Origin of the sequence: Candidatus Sphingomonas phytovorans (genome assembly GCA_029202385.1) — a bacterium.
GTDB classification, from domain to species: Bacteria; Pseudomonadota; Alphaproteobacteria; order Sphingomonadales; family Sphingomonadaceae; genus Sphingomonas; species Sphingomonas phytovorans.
In genome coordinates, this window is the sequence record CP119314.1 from 3305746 (window position 1) to 3323701 (window position 17956).

At 65.8% G+C, this 17956-nt stretch carries 13 protein-coding genes; 7 read left to right on the forward strand and 6 right to left on the reverse strand.

All coding sequences use genetic code 11. The features are described 5' to 3' along the window. Positions 1–6: 6 nt before the first annotated feature. Both P0Y59_15220 and P0Y59_15225 read right to left on the reverse strand, forming a co-directional pair. Positions 7–1500 (reverse strand): ATPase domain-containing protein, encoded by a 1494-nt coding sequence (locus P0Y59_15220; GenBank protein WEJ98294.1) that lies wholly within the window; start codon positions 1498–1500, stop codon positions 7–9. Positions 1501–1606: 106 nt separating this feature from the next. Then, on the reverse strand, positions 1607–2398 hold the full coding sequence (locus P0Y59_15225; GenBank protein WEJ98295.1) for an alpha/beta fold hydrolase: 792 nt from the start codon (positions 2396–2398) through the stop codon (positions 1607–1609). 355 nt (positions 2399–2753) lie between these two features. On the opposite strand from P0Y59_15225, the gene P0Y59_15230 reads away from it, so the two are divergent. Both P0Y59_15230 and P0Y59_15235 read left to right on the forward strand, forming a co-directional pair. After that, positions 2754–2987 (forward strand): hypothetical protein, encoded by a 234-nt coding sequence (locus tag P0Y59_15230; protein WEJ98296.1) that lies wholly within the window; start codon positions 2754–2756, stop codon positions 2985–2987. A gap of 123 nt (positions 2988–3110) precedes the next feature. After that, entirely contained in the window at positions 3111–3749 is a 639-nt protein-coding gene (locus P0Y59_15235) for a Crp/Fnr family transcriptional regulator (GenBank protein WEJ98297.1), read from the forward strand. On the opposite strand, the gene P0Y59_15240 is transcribed toward P0Y59_15235, so the two are convergent. The 3 genes from P0Y59_15240 to P0Y59_15250 all read right to left on the reverse strand — a co-directional run bounded on the left by P0Y59_15240 (position 3744) and on the right by P0Y59_15250 (position 7606). After that, positions 3744–5324, reverse strand: a complete 1581-nt coding sequence (locus P0Y59_15240; protein ID WEJ98298.1) for a hypothetical protein — start codon at positions 5322–5324, stop codon at positions 3744–3746. The genes P0Y59_15235 and P0Y59_15240 overlap by 6 nt on opposite strands. Positions 5325–5390: 66 nt before the next feature. Continuing rightward, complete coding sequence (locus P0Y59_15245) at positions 5391–6017, reverse strand: hypothetical protein (GenBank protein ID WEJ98299.1); 627 nt, start codon at positions 6015–6017, stop codon at positions 5391–5393. 5 nt (positions 6018–6022) lie between these two features. Continuing rightward, complete coding sequence (locus tag P0Y59_15250; GenBank protein WEJ98300.1) at positions 6023–7606, reverse strand: toll/interleukin-1 receptor domain-containing protein; 1584 nt, start codon at positions 7604–7606, stop codon at positions 6023–6025. 432 nt (positions 7607–8038) lie between these two features. Between P0Y59_15250 and P0Y59_15255 the strand changes: the two genes are divergently transcribed. The 4 genes from P0Y59_15255 (at position 8039) to P0Y59_15270 (ending at position 16756) form a co-directional block, all read left to right on the forward strand. Beyond that, positions 8039–10621, forward strand: a complete 2583-nt coding sequence (locus tag P0Y59_15255; protein WEJ98301.1) for a PAS domain S-box protein — start codon at positions 8039–8041, stop codon at positions 10619–10621. Positions 10622–10879: 258 nt separating this feature from the next. Further along, positions 10880–12085 carry an efflux RND transporter periplasmic adaptor subunit gene (locus P0Y59_15260; GenBank protein WEJ98302.1) on the forward strand — a complete coding sequence of 402 codons (1206 nt, stop codon included), beginning with the start codon at positions 10880–10882 and terminating at the stop codon, positions 12083–12085. Positions 12086–12089: 4 nt separating this feature from the next. After that, complete coding sequence (locus P0Y59_15265) at positions 12090–15272, forward strand: multidrug efflux RND transporter permease subunit (protein WEJ98303.1); 3183 nt, start codon at positions 12090–12092, stop codon at positions 15270–15272. Next, entirely contained in the window at positions 15269–16756 is a 1488-nt protein-coding gene (locus P0Y59_15270; protein ID WEJ98304.1) for a TolC family protein, read from the forward strand. Before P0Y59_15265 ends, P0Y59_15270 begins: the two co-directional genes overlap by 4 nt. A gap of 6 nt (positions 16757–16762) precedes the next feature. On the opposite strand, the gene P0Y59_15275 is transcribed toward P0Y59_15270, so the two are convergent. After that, complete coding sequence (locus P0Y59_15275) at positions 16763–17398, reverse strand: hypothetical protein (protein WEJ98305.1); 636 nt, start codon at positions 17396–17398, stop codon at positions 16763–16765. A 105-nt stretch (positions 17399–17503) separates the two neighbouring features. Between P0Y59_15275 and P0Y59_15280 the strand changes: the two genes are divergently transcribed. Further along, complete coding sequence (locus tag P0Y59_15280; GenBank protein ID WEJ98306.1) at positions 17504–17953, forward strand: VOC family protein; 450 nt, start codon at positions 17504–17506, stop codon at positions 17951–17953. Positions 17954–17956 lie beyond the last annotated feature (3 nt).

Sequence of the window (17956 nt, forward strand, 5' to 3'; positions counted from 1 at the left end):
CAGGCCTCATTCGGCGACGAATTCGTCGATCCCGGCACCCGCCCGTCCGATCAGCGACGGAACCCCGCGGAGCACGCCCTGGAACTGGGTCAGCGGCTCGCCCAGTGCGATACCGTCGCCGCCGATCCTGAACTCGCGGATCGTATCCTCGTGCGGACCGGTCCGCTTCTTCACGATCGAGATCGCGCGGCGCACCCGCCCGGCCGCCTCGAAATAGCGCAGCAGAATCACGGTGTCGGCGAGATAGGTGACATCGACCGGCGCCTTCATGTCGCCGACCAGCCCATGCTGCGCGACGGTGAGAAAGGTCGTCGCGCCCTGGCGGTTCAGATATTGCAGCAGTTCATGCATGTGCAGGATCAGCGCCTGCTCCTCCGGCATCGCCGCCTGATAGCCGTTGACGCTGTCGATCACCACGACCCGCGCTTCGCGCCGTTCGACGCAATTGCGCACCCGTTCGGAGAATTCACCGGGCGTCAGTTCAGCCGCATCGACCTGCTCGAGCGTCAGCGATCCGCTATCGACCATCGCCGCCAGATCGATGCCGAGGGCCTTCGATCGCGCCATGAGCAGGCCCATTTCCTCGTCGAAGATGAACAACGCGGCATGTTCGCCCCGCGCGACCGCATCGGCGACGAACGTCAGGGTCAGCAACGATTTTCCGGTACCGGCGGGACCAATGACGAGAGTGCTCGATCCACGCTCGAGTCCGCCGCCGAGAAGCGCGTTCAACGCCTTTTGCCGGGTCGGCACCAGATCGCGGGTGAAGCTGCCCTTGTGTTCGGCCGAGACCAGCCTGGGAAAGGCGCGCACCCCGCCGGTTTCGATCACGAAATCATGATAGCCTCCACGAAAGCGCTGGCCGCGATATTTCACGACACGCAGGCGGCGACGCTCGGCGCCATAATTGGGCGACAATTCCTCGAGCCGTATCACCCCGTGCGCGACGCTGTGGACCGTCTTGTCGAGGATCTCCGTGGTCAGGTCATCGAGCATCAGCACCGTTGAGCCGTGGTGCGAGAAATAATGTTTCAACGCGAGGATCTGGCGGCGATAACGCAACGAGCTTTGCGCGAGCAGCCGGATTTCGGACAGGCTGTCGAGCACGACTCTGTCCGGCTTCGCCCGCTCGAATGCCTCGAAGATTCGCTTGGTCGTCTCGCCCAGTTCGAGATCGGAGGAATAGAGCAGGCTCTGCTGCTGATCTTCGTCGAGCAGGCTTTCAGGCGGCACCAGCTCGAACACCTCGATATTGTCGCCGAACGTCCAGCCATGGGACCCGGCACTTTCGCGCAGTTCCTCCTCGGTTTCGGAAAGCGTGATGTACAGGCAACGTTCGCCCGCAGCGGCACCGGCCATCAGGAACTGGCTGGCGATCGTCGTCTTGCCCGTGCCCGGGCTGCCCTCGACGAGATAGAGACGACCACGGGTAAATCCGCCCGCCGTGATGTCGTCGAGCCCGGCAACGCCCGTTGCTGCCTTGTCTTTTGGCGCAGTCATTTCGGCTCCGTCGTTCGCCGCGCCGGACGTGCGCGCAAGGGATTGGAGGGTTCCGTCCTAGGCGCTGCCGTCACACGGCGCCTTAACATGGAGATGGTTCGCGAAATCAGGCAGCCAAACCCCGAACAAGATCGCCACCCGCGAAGGCCGGCCGATGGGCCGGTACGGACATCGCCTCCTCAGGACAGCAGCGCGCGATCGCGTCAAGTACCGCTGCAAGCGCACCGCGATCCGAAGGGAAGGCGAGATGAGCGCAGGATACCTCGATCCGGTGATCCGCCTCCGTCGTCGCACCCCGCGCGGCGGAGGCGGGAATCACGCCATCGCAACGCGACCAGATCGCCACCGTCGGCACCGGGGGCTTTTCGGACAGGGTACACTCGATCGGCGGCGCGTCGACCCGATGCCCGGCGATCCATTCATAGACGCGCGCCAGCATGGTTGCGCTGAGATCGCCCGAAAAGGGACTGCCGAGCGTGATGACGGCGCGAACGCGATGCGGCGCGACCTTCGCATATTCTCGCGCCATCAACCCGCCGAAGCTCCAGCCGAGCAGGATGACAGGCCGATCGTCCCGGCGCTGCAGTTGATCGAGCCGCCGGTCGAGCCGGTCGAACATATCGGCCGAAGCCCCCAGGTTGCGCCCTTGGCCCCAGCGATAGGGCCGATAGCCCGCATAGCGCAGCGCGATCCGCATCGGCCGCATCGCGGCATCGGTGGCGAACAGGCCGGGCAATAACAGGATACGCGCGCCACCACGGTTGTTGAAGCGTCGCCGCAGCACCCTGCCCGCCGGAACGAGGCTCCGGGCGAGGAACCAGCATTCGCGAAGCATATGTACGGCGGAATCAGATAAGGATTTGCGGTCGGCAAGCCAGGTGCATTCGGTTCCGGTCATTTCGGTCGAACGATCATTCCGGGCGGAAGTTTCACGCCCTCCCCGGAGGCGTTTGCGAGGCTGGCGGGAACCGCCCGCGAGCAGGCAATCGGCATGTCCTCAGGAATCCTGCGCGATTAGACTTAAGTCTAACGCCGCGAGGACAGGCTCCATGTCGGGTTCGACGCATTTTCGTCTCCCGCGGGGACCATCCCACCGTCTTTGGCTTCCCATATCGATCATCGCTCTGTTAGGGGGGCCCACGATCACCGGTGTGGCAGAGGCTCAACGCGCCCGCTGCCGGGCGATCTGCATCTTCCGTCGGGAACCAGCGGGACGCACCGCCGTTGCGCCTGTCAAATATGTGGGGGACCGTATGAACGAGCGAGTTACCGATCAGTCCGAAGAGGCGATCCAGGGGCAGGACAGCGAAGCCGTGCCCGTGCTGATCACCTTCGCGCTACTGTTCCTCTTGTCAGCGGCGGTATGGTTCGTGCTCGACCGGATTCGCACCGACGAGGTCCGCACCGAAATGTCGCAAAGCGCAGAGCAGGGCGGACAGGCGTCCGGCGGCAGGACCCAGCCCAGCAAGGTAGCCACGACAAAATAGCGACGGTCGATCGCCGCGCCCGTTGACGGCGCGTTACGGATTGCCAACGCAACCCGCTTCGTCTCTCATGGTGGTAACGCCCCGGGGGAATGCGCGGTGCAACTCGAAGAGGCCAGGATATTTGTGAGCAGGGTCTTTGCCTGCCCGGCCGACGTCGCCGAGCAGGTGACCGATCGCGGCCGGCTCCGCTCCTATGCGCGGACGGCGATCATCCTGCGGCAGGGCGACTGGCTAGCGCTGACCTTCCTGCTGCTGGTCGGGCGCGCCCAGGCACTGCTCTATGCCGCCGAGGGGCAATTGGTGCTGCTCCACGAATTCGCGCCAGGCGATCTGTTCGGCGCGCTTGGCGAAGCCGAAGCCGTGCGCCAGGATGCGGATGTCGTAGCGGTGGACGAGGTACGGGCACTGACGCTCGATTCGGGCGATCTCGCCCTGCTGGCCCAGCGTTATGGCTGTATCGGTCTCGCACTATCCCGAATGCTGTTGCAGCGGCTGCGCCAGACGACCGAGCGCATGTACGAACGCACCGCCCTGTCGGCGGTCGGCCGGGTCCATGCCGAATTGCTGCGCCAGGCACGCAGCGGCGCGGCGATGACGATCCGGCCGGCACCGGTTATCGCCGATCTGGCACTGCGCGTCGCGACCACGCGCGAGACGGCGTCGCGCACGATCAGCGCGCTGGAGCGCCGCGGCATCATCCGCCGCGACGGCGACTGCCTTACCGTCGTGGCGCCACAGCGGCTGGAGGAGATGATCCTATGACTGGACTTGGTCGGGCGACCTGAGCGCGAACAGGCCGACCGGCGATTCTCCGGCGGGGCTGGCAAGTTCACCGACATATTCCGCGCGGGAGGCATCCGGTGCGATGATTGTAAGTGCCGAGGCGAAGTCGTCGGTCACGCAGATCGTTCCCGCGGGCGCGGACGCCGCGGCGGCGCAGGCGAGATCGACCGGCCGACCAATCAGGCGCAGCGATCCGGCAAAGGGATCATTCACCCTATCGGCGATGCCATAATGGCCACCGATGCGCAGTGTTTCCCCCTTCACGATCAGCCCCGCCTGAACCGCGAGAGCGAGATCGTCATAGGCGAGGACAACCTCGTTTCCGGTGAAGGTGGCTGCAACATCAGGTGTCGGGCAGCGATCGAGGGCCGCCTTGATAGCCGCAAGGCCCCCTTCTCCGGAACCGGGCGCGCGGATCGCAAGCACAGCCGTACGGTAACGGGAAGTTCCCTCGGCAGCAGCAGGCCCGTCGACGATTTCGCGCGGCGCACTCAGAATCTTCTGACGATGGCCCGCACGCGACCAGACAGTTCGCGCCCGCCCCGATGCGCTATCGACCGGACTCTCCCCATCATCGGCAAGGACCAGCAACTGCACTGCCTCGCTCGCCAGCAAACGCGCGTTGGCCAGTGCGCTGCCCATGGCGATCTCATCGGCGAGCGCGATCATCGTCTCGTCAGGCACTGTCCGGGGTTCCACCGTCCGTACTGTCTCGGCTCTGGCAAGTACCGCGTCGAAGCGTCGGCGCCATTCCGATCCCCACGGATCGACCGACAGCGCGGCGAACCCCGCTACCCCACCGGGCAGAATGACGTGCAGCGTGGCACCGCGATCGAGCAACGCCTCGGCAATGATGATGTCAGCGCCCGCGGCAAGGGCACCATAGCCGAAGCCGATCCGCTCATCCTCCAGCGCCGCCGCCACATTGTGCGTAAGCGCGGTCGCCCCGGAATGCGCCCGGAAGGCCATGTGTCCGCCGAAGTGAAGCGAACGTGGCGGCCGGAGCATGTCGAGCCAGGCCGAGTCCTGCCCCAGCGCATCAAGGATGATCGCGAACTGGCGGAGCGTCGATGCGTGATCCTCCCAGGCCAGTGGCGCGAGCGCAACCGCCTCCCCAAGCGCAGCCTGCGCCTCTTCCTTCCGGCCGAGCAGGACCAGCGCCTCGGCGCGCGTGGCGGCGCGGTAATAGGGGGTTTCGGGTTCGTCGGGATGTGCGGCGACGCGCGCGAGCGCTTCCCCGGCGAGCATTCGCGACGTCGCTTCCGCGCCGCAGAGCAGCGAGAGCGTTGCCGCATTGATCAGCGGATAGGTGCCGCCGCCGGCATCAGCCGCCTGGCGATAGGCCTGGGCCGCGTCGGCATAGAGCTGGAGCCGCGCCGTGCCCGCCATGCGCCCGGCCATATCCTTGAGCAGGCGGCCCTTTACGCTCAGCACGGCGGCATCGTCGACTATCGCGGCCAGGCCGGCCTGTTCGAAGAGAAACCGGGCATGATCCAGGGCCCCGGCACGGGCATTGGTGATGATCGAGAGCAGGACCTGCTTGTCAACTGGCATCGGCATTCCATGAAGCTGCACGCGCCTTCCGCGGCGCCGATCTGGCGAAGAGACGCGGAGAAGGAATCAATCGCCGCCCTTGTTCTCGATATCCGGATCGATTGTCATCGGCAGAAGGACCTTGCCGCCGTTGACCAGTTCTATGTTCAGACTGAATCCGTGAGCGACATTCAGGCCAGAGGGACATGGTTGATCGGCGAAAAACGAGATGCATTGGCAATCATCCGTCGGGCCGGCTTCGACCGCGTTACCCTTTTCGTCCAGCTTGTGTCGTAGCAGATCGAAATATTGTGTGCCCAGATCGAACTTGGTCGTCATCGGGGCCATAGTGTTGGAGAATCGCCAGAACTTTCCCGCAAGCAGCAAGATCACGCGCGACCTGACCGCGAGCGAGAAGTCAAGTGATGTAACCCCGATAAATGGCTGCGAATTCAGGACGTGCTGCAAGACGTCCCTCCACGTCTTCGCCCCCATATGAGGCGTCCCCACGTCGGGAACGGACTCCTCGAACGGGTAGATCGAAATGGTCAGATCATCCAGCGGCCCCGCCCTCGTGCTGGTCTCCGCCCTGATGAGGAAAGAGCGCGTCACCTCGTAATCATAGGAGATCGGTCCGACTGGGCTCAGTTCGTGTTGCTCGAAATATCTTCCGGGCCTGAAGGTGCTCATGTTGCAGAGGGGCTTTGTCGCCATTGTCTTTACTCCTTCGGGGTTTGCGCGCGGCTTTCGTCGATTTCGTTCACGATCTGGGTCCGAACCTGCCGCCACTCGATATTTGCCGGGTCGAGGCGGATGAGTGCATCGAGCTGTCCGAGCACCGCTGTCAGCCGCTCGCGTGCGGCATCGGTCCGGCCGGTATCCAGATCGATCTTGGCCCGGCCACGCAGCGACCAGAGACGCGCCGCGCGGAATTTGACGTTCGCCGGATCGCGCGCAAGCTGGCGATCAAGCAAGGCGAGTTCACTGTCCCGGTGGCGCACCGCGTCCGGCCAGTCGCCGGCGGCGCGATAGGCGTCCGCCATCCAGGCATGGCGGTTCGCCAGATCCTTGATCATGGCAGAAGGGTCACCGGTCCGGCGGGCGGCGGCCTCCATCCAGGCGAGCGCAGCGGTGCAGGCACGCAGCGCCGCATTGACATCCCGCGGCTGCTTCAGCGCGATCGAGCAGAGATTGCCCTCGGCATAGCCTGCTTCCTTCAACCAGTCCGGGTTGTGCCGGTCGATCGCGATCAAACGTTCCGCCAGCGCCCGATAGCGGCCGAACCCTGTCTTCGCCCGCACGAGATTGCCGCGCTCATAATCGACCGAAGCGATCCAGAATTCGCTTTGCGCCTGGGCAAAGATTCGCTGCGGATCGTTCGGCGCGATCGCCAGCAGCGCGGCGGTGGTCCGCGACGCCTCGTCGAACTGAGCGAGCGCGCGATCGAAATCCCCGCGCCGCTCGTCGTCCTCGCCCATCGCGTGAAGGATGCGTGCGCGCCGTTCGAGCGAGTCCGCCGGCAGCACCGCCACATCCTGCTGACGGTAATAGCCGAGCGCGCGCCGATTGACGGCGGTGAGGACGTCGAGCCGCCCCACTCCCTTCAACCTGTCGCGCAGATCAGTCAGCATGAATTCCACCAGTCCCTCGGCTTCCTTGCGCTGGCGATCGGCCTCCGCACGGGCAGAGAGCGCGAAGATCGTCAACACCGCCATGGCTATCACCGCGACTGCGGCGGCGAGCGTGACGGCCATCACGCGGCGAATACGGCGTTGCGCGTCACGCTGGACAAGCGCGTCGAGGCCGATGCCGGCAAGTCCAGCGACCAGCTTCAGCAGGCCGAGACGGCGACCGTCCCCCTCCGGCCGGAGATCCGCGGCGAGCGGTTCAAGCGCCGCGCCGTCCGCGCCTTCCCGTAACATTTCAGGGAAACAATCAGCCGGGTCCCCCCGGACGATCGCGGCCAAGACCGGCTTGCCCGGATTGAGCTCGCGAAAGGCCGCAATCTCCCGCCCGACCCAGACCGACACCGCCGCATCGGGCGAGCAGAGCACGACCAGCGCATCCGACCGCGCGAGCGCCGCGCGCACCCCTTCGCTCAGATCATGGCCGGCAGCGAGTTCCTCGCGATCGCGAAAGATCGGACCGAGCCGTTGGGGTAGCGCCGGGCGGGCGGTGCCGGTCCTGGCGAGACGGCGTGGGATGCGATAGGATTCAAGACGCCGATGCAGCCAGCGCGCCGCACCCGCATCCTTGTGACTATAGCTGAGAAATGCCCCGTAACGCGGCTCGCCGCCCGTCATCCCGCCTTCCCCCCGGTTGGCGCGACGGCGACACGCCGTCGCGCGCATGCTGACAGAGAAACGGCGCGCGCCTCAAACTAAAATGCAACCGATTCAGAGTGAATCGAGCAATTTTCGGCCCCTCTCGCCCGATATGCCTAATTTCCGCTTTACCTTCTTTCGGTGAGTCGGAGAGCAATTCGCTCAGCTAAGCCGCACGCAAAGAACAACCATATCGGTTCAGATGACCGGACTATCGCTGCCCGCCAATCTCGCCTGGACCCCTGACCTGTGTTAACCTTCCGGGATGTTCTTCCGGGTTGAGGAGCTGCGAAAAGGTTGCGACAACAATCGCATGCACGTCCAGGGCACGGTGGGTCCACGGAACGGAAGATTGTTCTTACTCTTATCGTCGCAGCAGGGTTGTTCAGCGGCATACCATTTGCCGGATGGGTGTTCGATGCGCCCGCGCTCCAGAGTTTCGGCGTCACCGGCTATCCGATGTGGCCGTTATCGGCGGTCGGTTACATCTTTCTCGCGGCCGGTTTCTGGGCGACGATGGCGCAGCACCGGGCCGCGCCCTTTCTCCTCGCCATCCCGATCCTGATCGCCGCCTGCATATTGCTTGAGAATGTCGCCGGCGTCACGCCGGGCATCGACCGGCTGCTCTTCCCGGGGCAGGTCAGCCAGTTCGGCGGGGTCTATCCCGGGCGCCCGGTCGCGAACTCGATCGCCACCTTCGGCTTTCTCGGCCTCGCATTGCTTGTCGCCGGGCGACGGAACCACGCCTGGGCGGAACTGGCCAACCTGTTCGCCTCGGCTGCCTTCTGCTTCGGTGTCGCCTCCACCCTGCTGCTGCTTTTCGTCGGCCCGGGAAAGGAAGCGACCATCCTGCACATGTTCGTCGCGCCCCTGCCCGGCAGCCTGATTACCGTGACGCTGGCAACCGCGTTCCTGCTGTGGCGGCCCGATGCCGGCTGGACCGTGCTGCTTTCGCCAGACCGCACGCGCAGCCCGCTCTACTGGCTGATCCTGCCACTGGTCATCGCCTTGCCGGTCATACCGACTTTGGCCGCGCGGTGGGGCGCAGGGGCCGGGCCGGTCGCGCTGCCGGAGACCGAATTGCTGGCGATGCTTGGCAATGTGGCGATCCTGGGCTTCCTGCTCTGGCTGTCGGCCGATCGCTTCAGGCGGCAGCAGGAGGAACTCAACGAGGTCACGCTGGCGCTTGACGTCGCGGCGATCGCGCTGACCCGGGCGGACGGCGAGATCACCTATTGGTCGCGCGGCTGCGAGCAGCTTTATGGCTGGCCGGCGGACGAAGCGATCGGCCGCAAGAAATACGAGCTGCTGCACTCACGTCACGGCAGGGACTGCCAGGTCGGGCCGCTCCGGCCGACAGGGTCGGCCGAGCGCGAGCTGGTCGAGCGGCGGCGTGACGGCAGCGAGATCAGCGTGCTTGAAAGTACCCGGATCCACGAACGACCGGATCGCGAGCCGCTGCTGGTGCTCAGGATGCTCGACATATCGGAGCGCGTGCGCACCGAAAACGCGCTGAGACTGAGCGAGAGCCGGCTCGCCGCGGCAGCCGACGCGCATCAGCTCGGCGTGTCCCAATGGGACGTCAAAAGCGGCCGGCTCGAATGGTCGCCCGGATCGGAACAGCGCCTTGGCCTGCCCACCGGCGGGCTGGCGACCTTCGACCAATGGTATGCCTTTGTCGACCCCGACGATGCCCAGGGGGTAATGGAGACGATGCAACGCGCGGTCACCAATCGGGACGAGCGCGTCAGCTTCAGATACCGTTTCCGCCAGGCCAATGGCGTGGTGCGCACGATCGAAGGGTCCGCGCGCTGCTTCTACGATGCGGACGGCCAGCTCGATACGGTGATCGGCGCCAATGCCGATGTGACCGAGCGGGACGAGCGCGAAGCGACATCGCAGCTCCAGTCGATCATCGAGACGATCCCGGATGCGACGGTGATGATCGATTCCACGGGCATCATCCGCAGCTTCAGCCCCGCCGCCGAGCGGATGTTCGGGATCGATGCGGCTACCGCGATCGGCAGCAACGTGAAGTTCCTGATGCCGGATGCGATCGCCGCCGGGCATGACGCGTCGATCGCGCGCTATCTGGCGAGCGGCGAGCGCCATGTGATCGGCGCGACGCGGGAGCTGACCGCACGCCGCGCCGATGGGACGCTGTTCCCGATCGAGGTCAATATCGGCGAGGCAGTGCTGGGCAGGGAACATATCTTCACCGGCGTGATCCGCGACGTATCCGACCGGCTCGCCGCCGAACAGCGCATGAGCGATCTCAATTCGGAACTGGCGCACATCTCCCGCCAGAACGCGATGAGCGAGCTCGCCGCCGACCTGGCGCACGAGCTCAACCAGCCGCTCAGCGCAACCGCCAATTTCCTCGCCACCGCGCGCATCCTGATCGAGCGCGGTGAGGATGGCGGCCGCATCGCCGACCTGCTCCGCCTCGGCGAGGAGCAGACCCTGCGCTCCGGGGAGATCATCCGCCGGCTGCGCGACTTCCTGGCCAAGCGCGAAGGTGAAATGCGCGTGGAATCCCTCGAAACCGTCGTCCGCGAGGCTGTCGAGCTGGTGCTGTTCGGCACCGCCCAGTTCGATATCCAGCTGACCTATGCCCTGGACCCGGCGGCAGACACCATCTTCGCCGATCGAATCCAGATCCAGCAGGTGCTGGTCAACCTGCTGCGCAACGCGGTCGATGCATTGCGCGGGCAGGCCGACGGCGCGCGGGAGATCATCATCGGCTCGCGAATGATGGAGGACATGGTCGAGATATCCGTCTGCGACAGCGGCCCCGGACTGCCCAAGGAGATGGCCGACCGTCTTTATTCGCGTTTCGCCACCACCAAGGGCGGCCCGTCGATGGGCATCGGCCTGTCCATCTCGCGCCGGATCGTCGAGGCGCATGGCGGCGCGCTCGTCGCCACCAACCGGCTGGAGGGAGGCGCGATGTTCAGCTTCACCGTGCCCGCGCTTGGCGAGCTGGAGGAATAGGCGCCCGGAAAAACGGTCGCTGATCGGTCCTGCGGCCGTCTCCCGACCCGAGCGTTCCCGTCAGAAACAAAGCAGAAAGAAAGTTCTCCTTCTTTTGAAATATGTTACTGACAAACTGGTGGTCAGAACGGTTGGATCACCCTTGCAAATGAGTCGCAATGTTCGCACTTCCAGCGGGAATGTACGCCGGGCGGGAGACCCAGGATCATTTGGGGGATGCCCGGAAAGAGCGCTGGCCGTTAAGGGGATGAGCCGCCGATGCCGATTGCCTTCCGCTGGCCCGCCGCGTCCCTGATCCCCGTTGCCGCGCTTGCCCTGGCCGCCTGTTCCGGCGGCGGCAAGCCGCCCGCTCCTCCCAAACCGCAGGTGACGGTCGCCGTGCCGCTGCAACGCGACGTGATCGACTGGGACGAATATGTCGGTCGGTTCGAGGCGATCCAGGATGTCGAGCTTCGTCCGCGCGTCTCCGGCGCGATCGACCGGATCCTGTTCGCCAACGGGCAGCATGTCCGGGCCGGCGAGGCGCTCTTCATCATCGATCCGCGCCCCTATGCAGCCGCCCTCGGCCAGGCCCAGGCGCAGGTCGCCAAGGCCAACGCCGCGCTGATCAACGCCCGATCCGAGTTGGCCCGCGCCGACAAGCTGCTTGCCGCCCTGGCGATCAGCAAGGAGGAATATGAGACGAAGCAGGCCAATGTCCGCAGCGCCGCGGCCGACCTTGCGGCGGGACAGGCCAATGTCAGCAACGCGCGGCTGAACCTCGGCTTCACCACCGTTCGCTCGCCGATCACCGGGCTGGTTTCCGACCGCCGCGTGTCGAAGGGCAATTTCGCGACCGAGGGCCAGACCGTGCTGACCCGCGTCGTTTCGACCGATCCGATCTGGTTCTCGTTCGAGGGCGCAGAGAGCTTCTACCTCAAATATCTCCGCCAGGACCGCAAGGGCGAGCGCGGCTCCTCCCGCAGCACGCCCAATCCGGTCGAGATCCAGCTTGCCGACGAAAGCGGCTATCGCTGGCGCGGGCGCATGGAATTCCTCGACAATGCGATCGACACCAATTCGGGCACGATTCGCGCCCATGCGGTGGTGCCCAATCCAGACGGGTTCCTGACACCAGGCATGTTCGGCCGCGCGCGCCTGCTTGGCTCCGGCACCTACAAGGCGATGCTGGTGCCGGACGAGGCGATCATCACCGACCAGACACGGAAGCTCGTCTATGTCGTCGGCAAGGACGGCAAGGCATCGCCGCGGCCGGTTGAAACAGGCCCCCAGGTCGAGGGCCTGCGCGTCATCAAGACCGGCCTTGCCCCGACTGACGAGGTGGTGATCGAAGGCATCACGACCTTGCAGCCCGGCGCGGCGGTAACGGCGAAGAAAGTCGTGATGAAACCGCAGGCAGCGGATACCGCGCCGACGTCACAACCGGACACAGCACCGCCACCGGCCGAAGCGACGGCGGACTGACCCGGTGAAGTTTCCCCATTTCTTCATCGAACGACCGATCTTCGCGGCGGTCATGTCAATCCTCATCGTCGTGTTCGGACTGGTCGCCTATCCCGGCCTGCCCGTGGCGCAATATCCCGAGATCGCGCCGCCGACGGTGGTGGTGAGCGCGACCTATCCCGGTGCGACCGCCGAGACCCTGGCCGAAACCGTCGCTGCGCCGCTGGAAGAATCGATCAACGGCGTCGAGAACATGCTCTACATGTCCTCGTCGGCGACCGGCGACGGATCGCTGCAGATCACGGTGACGTTCAAGCAGGGCGTCAATGTCGACCAGGCGCAGGTGCTGGTGCAGAACCGGGTCTCCACCGCCGAACCGCGCCTGCCCGCCGAAGTCCGCCAGGTCGGCGTCACGGTGCTGAAGAATTCGCCTGACATCCTGATGGTGATCGCGCTCACCTCACCCGACGGGTCGCTGCCCCAGCAATATGTCTCCAACTATGCGACGACCCAGATCATCGACCGCATGGCGCGTATCCCCGGCGTCGGCGGCGTGCGCGCGTTCGGCGGGCGCGACTATAATATGCGCGTCTGGATCGATCCCGATCGCGCCGCGTCGCGCAACCTGACCGTCGACGAGATCGTCGCCGCGATCCGCGCGCAAAACGCCCAGGTCGCGGTCGGATCAGTCGGCGCACCGCCGTTCAACCAGGGCGGCACCGCCTTCCAGCTCGGCATCCAGGCCAAGGGCCGGCTCGCCAATCCGGAGCAGTTCGGCGAGATCATCGTCAAGCGCGACGACCAGGGCCGGCTGACGCGCCTGCGCGATGTGGCTCGCGTCGAGATCGGCGCGCAGGATTACGGCATCAACGCCTTCCTTTCGGGCAAGCCGATGATCGGCATCGCGATCACCCAGCTGCCCGGGTCCAACGCGCTGACCACCGCCGAAGCGGTCAAGGCCGATATCGCCGAGGCGTCCAAGGGCTTCCCGCAGGGGATGGCGTACAGCATCCCCTACAACCCGACCGAATATATCCAGGCGTCGATCGAGGCGGTGTATCACACGCTGATCGAGGCGATTGTCCTGGTCGCGCTGGTCGTGCTGCTGTTCCTGCAAAGCTGGCGCGCGACGATCATCCCGCTGATCGCGGTGCCGGTGTCGCTGGTCGGGTCTTTGGCGATGCTCGCCTTGTTCGGCTTCAGCCTCAACAACCTGTCGCTGTTCGGCATGGTGCTGGCGGTCGGTATCGTCGTCGACGACGCGATCGTCGTGGTCGAGAATATCGAGCGGCTGATGGAGGAAAAGGGGCTGTCGCCCCGCGATGCGGCACACGAGACGATGGACGAAGTGTCGGGCGCGCTGATCGCGATCGCGCTGGTGCTGTGCGGCGTGTTCATCCCGACCAGCTTCATCCCCGGCATTTCCGGCGCATTCTACAAGCAGTTCGCGCTGACGATCGTGTCGGCCGCGGTGATCTCCGCCTTCGTCTCGCTGACGCTGTCGCCGGCGCTCGCCGCGATAGTGCTGAAGGCCAAGCACGAGGCGGAGCCACGACCCGGCGTGCTCGGCTGGCCCGGCCGGTTCGCGCGCGGCTTCAACCACGGCTTCCAGCGGCTGGGCGAACGCTTCGGCAGGTTCACCGCGCGCGCCGTCCGCGCGCTGGTGCTGGTCGGCATCGTCTATCTCGGCTTGATCGGGCTGGCCGGCTGGCGCTTCAACGCGACGCCGACCGGCTTCATCCCGGCACAGGACCAGGGATATCTCATCGCGGTCATCCAGCTTCCGCCGGGCGCCTCGCTCCAGCGGACCACCGGCATCATGAGCCAGGCGGCGAAGATCGCGCTGGCCAACAAGGGGACTCAGGCGACCGTCGCCTTTGCCGGCCTCGACGGCGCCACCTTCTCCACCGCGCCCAACGCCGGCGCGATGTTCATCCCGCTAAAGCCACATGCCGACCGCGAGCATGCCGACGCCATCGCCAACGAACTGCGCCGCGAGTTCGGTGCGATCAACGGCGGCAACATCCTGGTCGTGCCGCCCCCGCCCGTGCGCGGGATCGGCACCGGCGGCGGATGGAAGATGCTGATCGAGGATCGTACCAATCTCGGCCTCAAGGCGCTTGAGGGCGCAGCCTTCGCGATGATGATGAAGGCGAACCAGACCCCGGGCATCACCAGCGCCTTCACCACCTTCAACACGCGCACCCCGCGCCTGTTCGCCGATATCGATCGCGAGCGGGCGGAGCAGCTTGGCGTGCCGGTGGAGAATGTCTTCTCGACGCTCGGCACCTATCTCGGCTCAACCTATATCAACGACTTCAACTTCCTCGGGCGCACCTATCGCGTGACCGCGCAGGCTGATGCACCATATCGCGACCAGGTATCCGATGTCGGCCATCTGCGCACGCGCTCGGCGGCGGGCCTGATGGTCCCGCTCGACGCGGTGATGACGTTGAAGAACGACAGCGGGCCTTATCGGGTGGTGCGCTACAATCTCTATCCCTCGGCCGAATTGCAGGGCGACACGGTGCGCGGCTTCTCGTCCGGCCAGTCGCTGACCACGATGGCGAAGCTGGCTGAAGAGACGCTGCCCAAGGGCATGCGCTTCGAATGGACCGAGCTTGCCTTCCAGCAACAGGCGGCGGGCAACACCGCCGGGCTGGTGTTCGGCCTGGCCGTGCTGTTCGTGTTCCTGCTGCTCGCGGCGAATTACGAAAGCGTGGTGCTGCCGCTCGCCGTCATCCTGATCGTGCCGATGTGCCTGCTCGCGGCGATCCTGGGCGTGAACCTGATGGGCGGGGACAACAATATCCTCACCCAGATCGGTCTTGTCGTGCTGATCGGCCTGGCCGCGAAGAACGCGATCCTGATCGTCGAATTCGCGCGGCAGAACGAGGAGAACGGCATGGAGATGCACGCCGCCGCCGAGCATGCCGCCGAGCAGCGCCTGCGCCCGATCGTGATGACCTCGATCGCGTTCATCCTCGGCGTGCTGCCGCTGGTGATCGGCTCCGGCCCCGGCGCGGAGATGCGCCAGGCGCTTGGCGTCGCGGTGTTCTTCGGCATGATCGGCGTCACCACCTTCGGCCTGCTGTTCACGCCGAGCTTCTATGTCATCAGCCGCAAGCTGGGCGACTGGGTTTCGAGCAAGGTGCGGCGCGCAAAGCCGGCCGCGCCACCAGCCGACCCTGCGGGAGAGCCCGCATGACGCGCGCTTCTTCAAAAGCCCTCCCAACCGGCCACCGGCTCGCGCCGGGGAAAGCAACAGGGATACTGGCGACCGCCCTCGCCCTTTCCGCCTGCACCGTCGGACCGAACTATGTCCGCCCGGCCACGCCATCGGCGGCGGCCGGCGGCTTTGCCGAGACGACACGAACCAGCAGCATCGCCGCGACGCCGCTGCCGGATCACTGGTGGCAGCTCTATACCGATCCGGTGCTCGACCGGCTCGTCACCGACGCGCTGGCGCACAATACCGACATCCGCACGGCGGCGGCGAACCTCGCCCGGGCCCGCGCCGTCCTGTCCGAGCAGCGCGGCGCGCGCTTGCCGACCACCAGCCTCAGTGCCCAGGCGACGCGCAGCCGCACCCCGGCAGTCACCAGCCCCACCGGCAAGTCGTTCGAGGCCGATTTCTACTCCCTCGGCTTCGACGCTTCCTATGAGATCGACCTGTTCGGCGGCGTGACCCGCGCGATCGAGGCGGCACGCGGCGACACCGATGCAGCAGCCGCGCAGCTTGACGCCGCGCGCGTCTCGGTCGCGGCGGAAACGGCGCGCGCTTATGCCCAGGCCTGTTCGAATGCGGCGCAGCGCACGGTCGCGCTGGAGACGGTGAAGCTGCAGCAACAGACGCTCGACCTCACCAGGACCCTGTTCGATGCCGGGCGCGGAACACGTAGCGACGTCGAGCGGGCCGACGTACTGCTCGCCAACACACAGGCGCAGATCCCGACCTTCGAGGCCGAACGCCGCGCCTCGCTCTATGCACTGGCGACGATGACCGGTCTCGCGCCCGAGGCGATCGACGCCGATGCGGACAAATGCACTGCCCCGCCACGGGTGACGGTGACCGTCCCGGTCGGCGACGGCGCAGCCCTGCTTGCCCGCCGACCCGACGTCCGCGCCGCCGAACGCACCCTGGCCGGCGATACCGCCCGGGTCGGCGTCGCCGTCGCCGATCTCTTTCCCTCGATCCAGCTGCTCGGTTCGGTCGGCTTCGGCGGACGGAAACCCGGGGACATCTTCAAGCCGGCCGGCATTTCCTGGTCACTCGGCCCGCTGATTTCCTGGAACTTCCCCAACATGACGGTCGCCCGCGCGCGTGTCCGCCAGGCCAGGGCAGGCGCCGATGCATCGCTCGCCCGCTTCGACGGAACGGTGCTGACCGCGCTGAGGGAAGTCGAGCAGGCGCTCGCCCGCTATGCCGGCGCCCTGGATCGCAACGCCGCGCTGGTGCGCGCGGAACAGGCAAGTACCGAGGCCGCACGGCTTTCCCGTCTGCGCTTCGACTATGGCGCCGACAGCTTCCTGTTGCTGATCCAGGCGGAACGCGACCGCGCCGATGCCCGCACGGCGCTGGCGCAATCCGACGCAGCGGTATCGGATGCGCAGATCAGCCTGTTCAAGGCGCTGGGCGGCGGCTGGCAGGACGCGCCCGCGCCGGTGCGACGCGATCCCGCTACGCCCTGAACCGCATCAGCCGCCGACGCGCCTGAAGCGGATGGTGCGGCCGAACCGTTCGAACACCAGATCGCCCTTGTCGATCATCAGCGCCGTGCCGCGGAAATCGGCCTTGCCGATATCGTTCGCCTCGAAGCGGAAGCTCAGCCAATAGCCTTTGGCCGGGTCGATCGCCACCGGATCGCCCGCCACCTCGAACATGGGCAGGAACATCCGGACGCTGACCGGCGGATCGGCGGCGTCGAGCGTCAGCGACAGGCCATCTTCCGACAATTGCCCGCCTTTGGTTCCGCCCCCGGCCGAGGTGAGAACCGCGTCGAAATACTGGAGCGACACGTCCTTTGGCGCCTCAAGCGACAGGCGCAGCGTACCGGCAGGCGCGGGTTTCTGTCCGGTGAAGACGAAACGCGGCGGCGTGACCGGGTCGCTGGTGAGCAGAACGCGACCATCCTTCACCACCCACGCCCCCCGCCCCGCCTTGTCGAGCGCGCCATAGACAAGGCCATAGTCGAACCGCCCGTCGGCGCTGAGGTTGAGCTGGGCGCCCATCTCCATCTGGTGGCCGTCGTAGAGGCCGACCAGCGTCGCGCGATCCTCAGCCGGCGCCGGCATCGCGATGGACGCCAGCAGCATGGCAAGCATGATACGCATCTTCACCCTCTCCACACCACCTGGACGCCTCGTTGCCGGATTGACGCAGGGGAATATATTTTCGTATAACGTTAAATATTGATCGACTCGTGAAGGATGCCCGCCATGGACCGCGCCTCACTCGCCTCCGCCATCTTCTATCGCGATCCGGTGGCTGCCTTCGCCTGGCTCGAAAAGGCCTTCGGCTTCGAGCCCGCGATGCTCATCACTGATCCTGACAACAAGATGGTCCATGCCCAGATGACCTTCGGCAACGGCTATATCATGATCGGCAGCGAATGGGCCGATTATACCGCCAGCCCGGCGAGCATCGGCGGCAAGAACAGCCAGACGGTCCACGTCAACATCGACAGCGATATCGACGCCCATTGCGCGCTGGCGCGTGCCGCCGGGGCCGTGATCGAAGAGGAGCCGGCCGATCAATTCTATGGCGACCGCACCTATCGCGCGCGCGATCCGGAAGGGCATGTCTGGACTTTCGGCCAGAATCTGCGGCCCTTTTCGCCCGAGGAATCGGAGAAGACGACCGGCCTCAAGATCGAGATGTTCTCCTGAGCG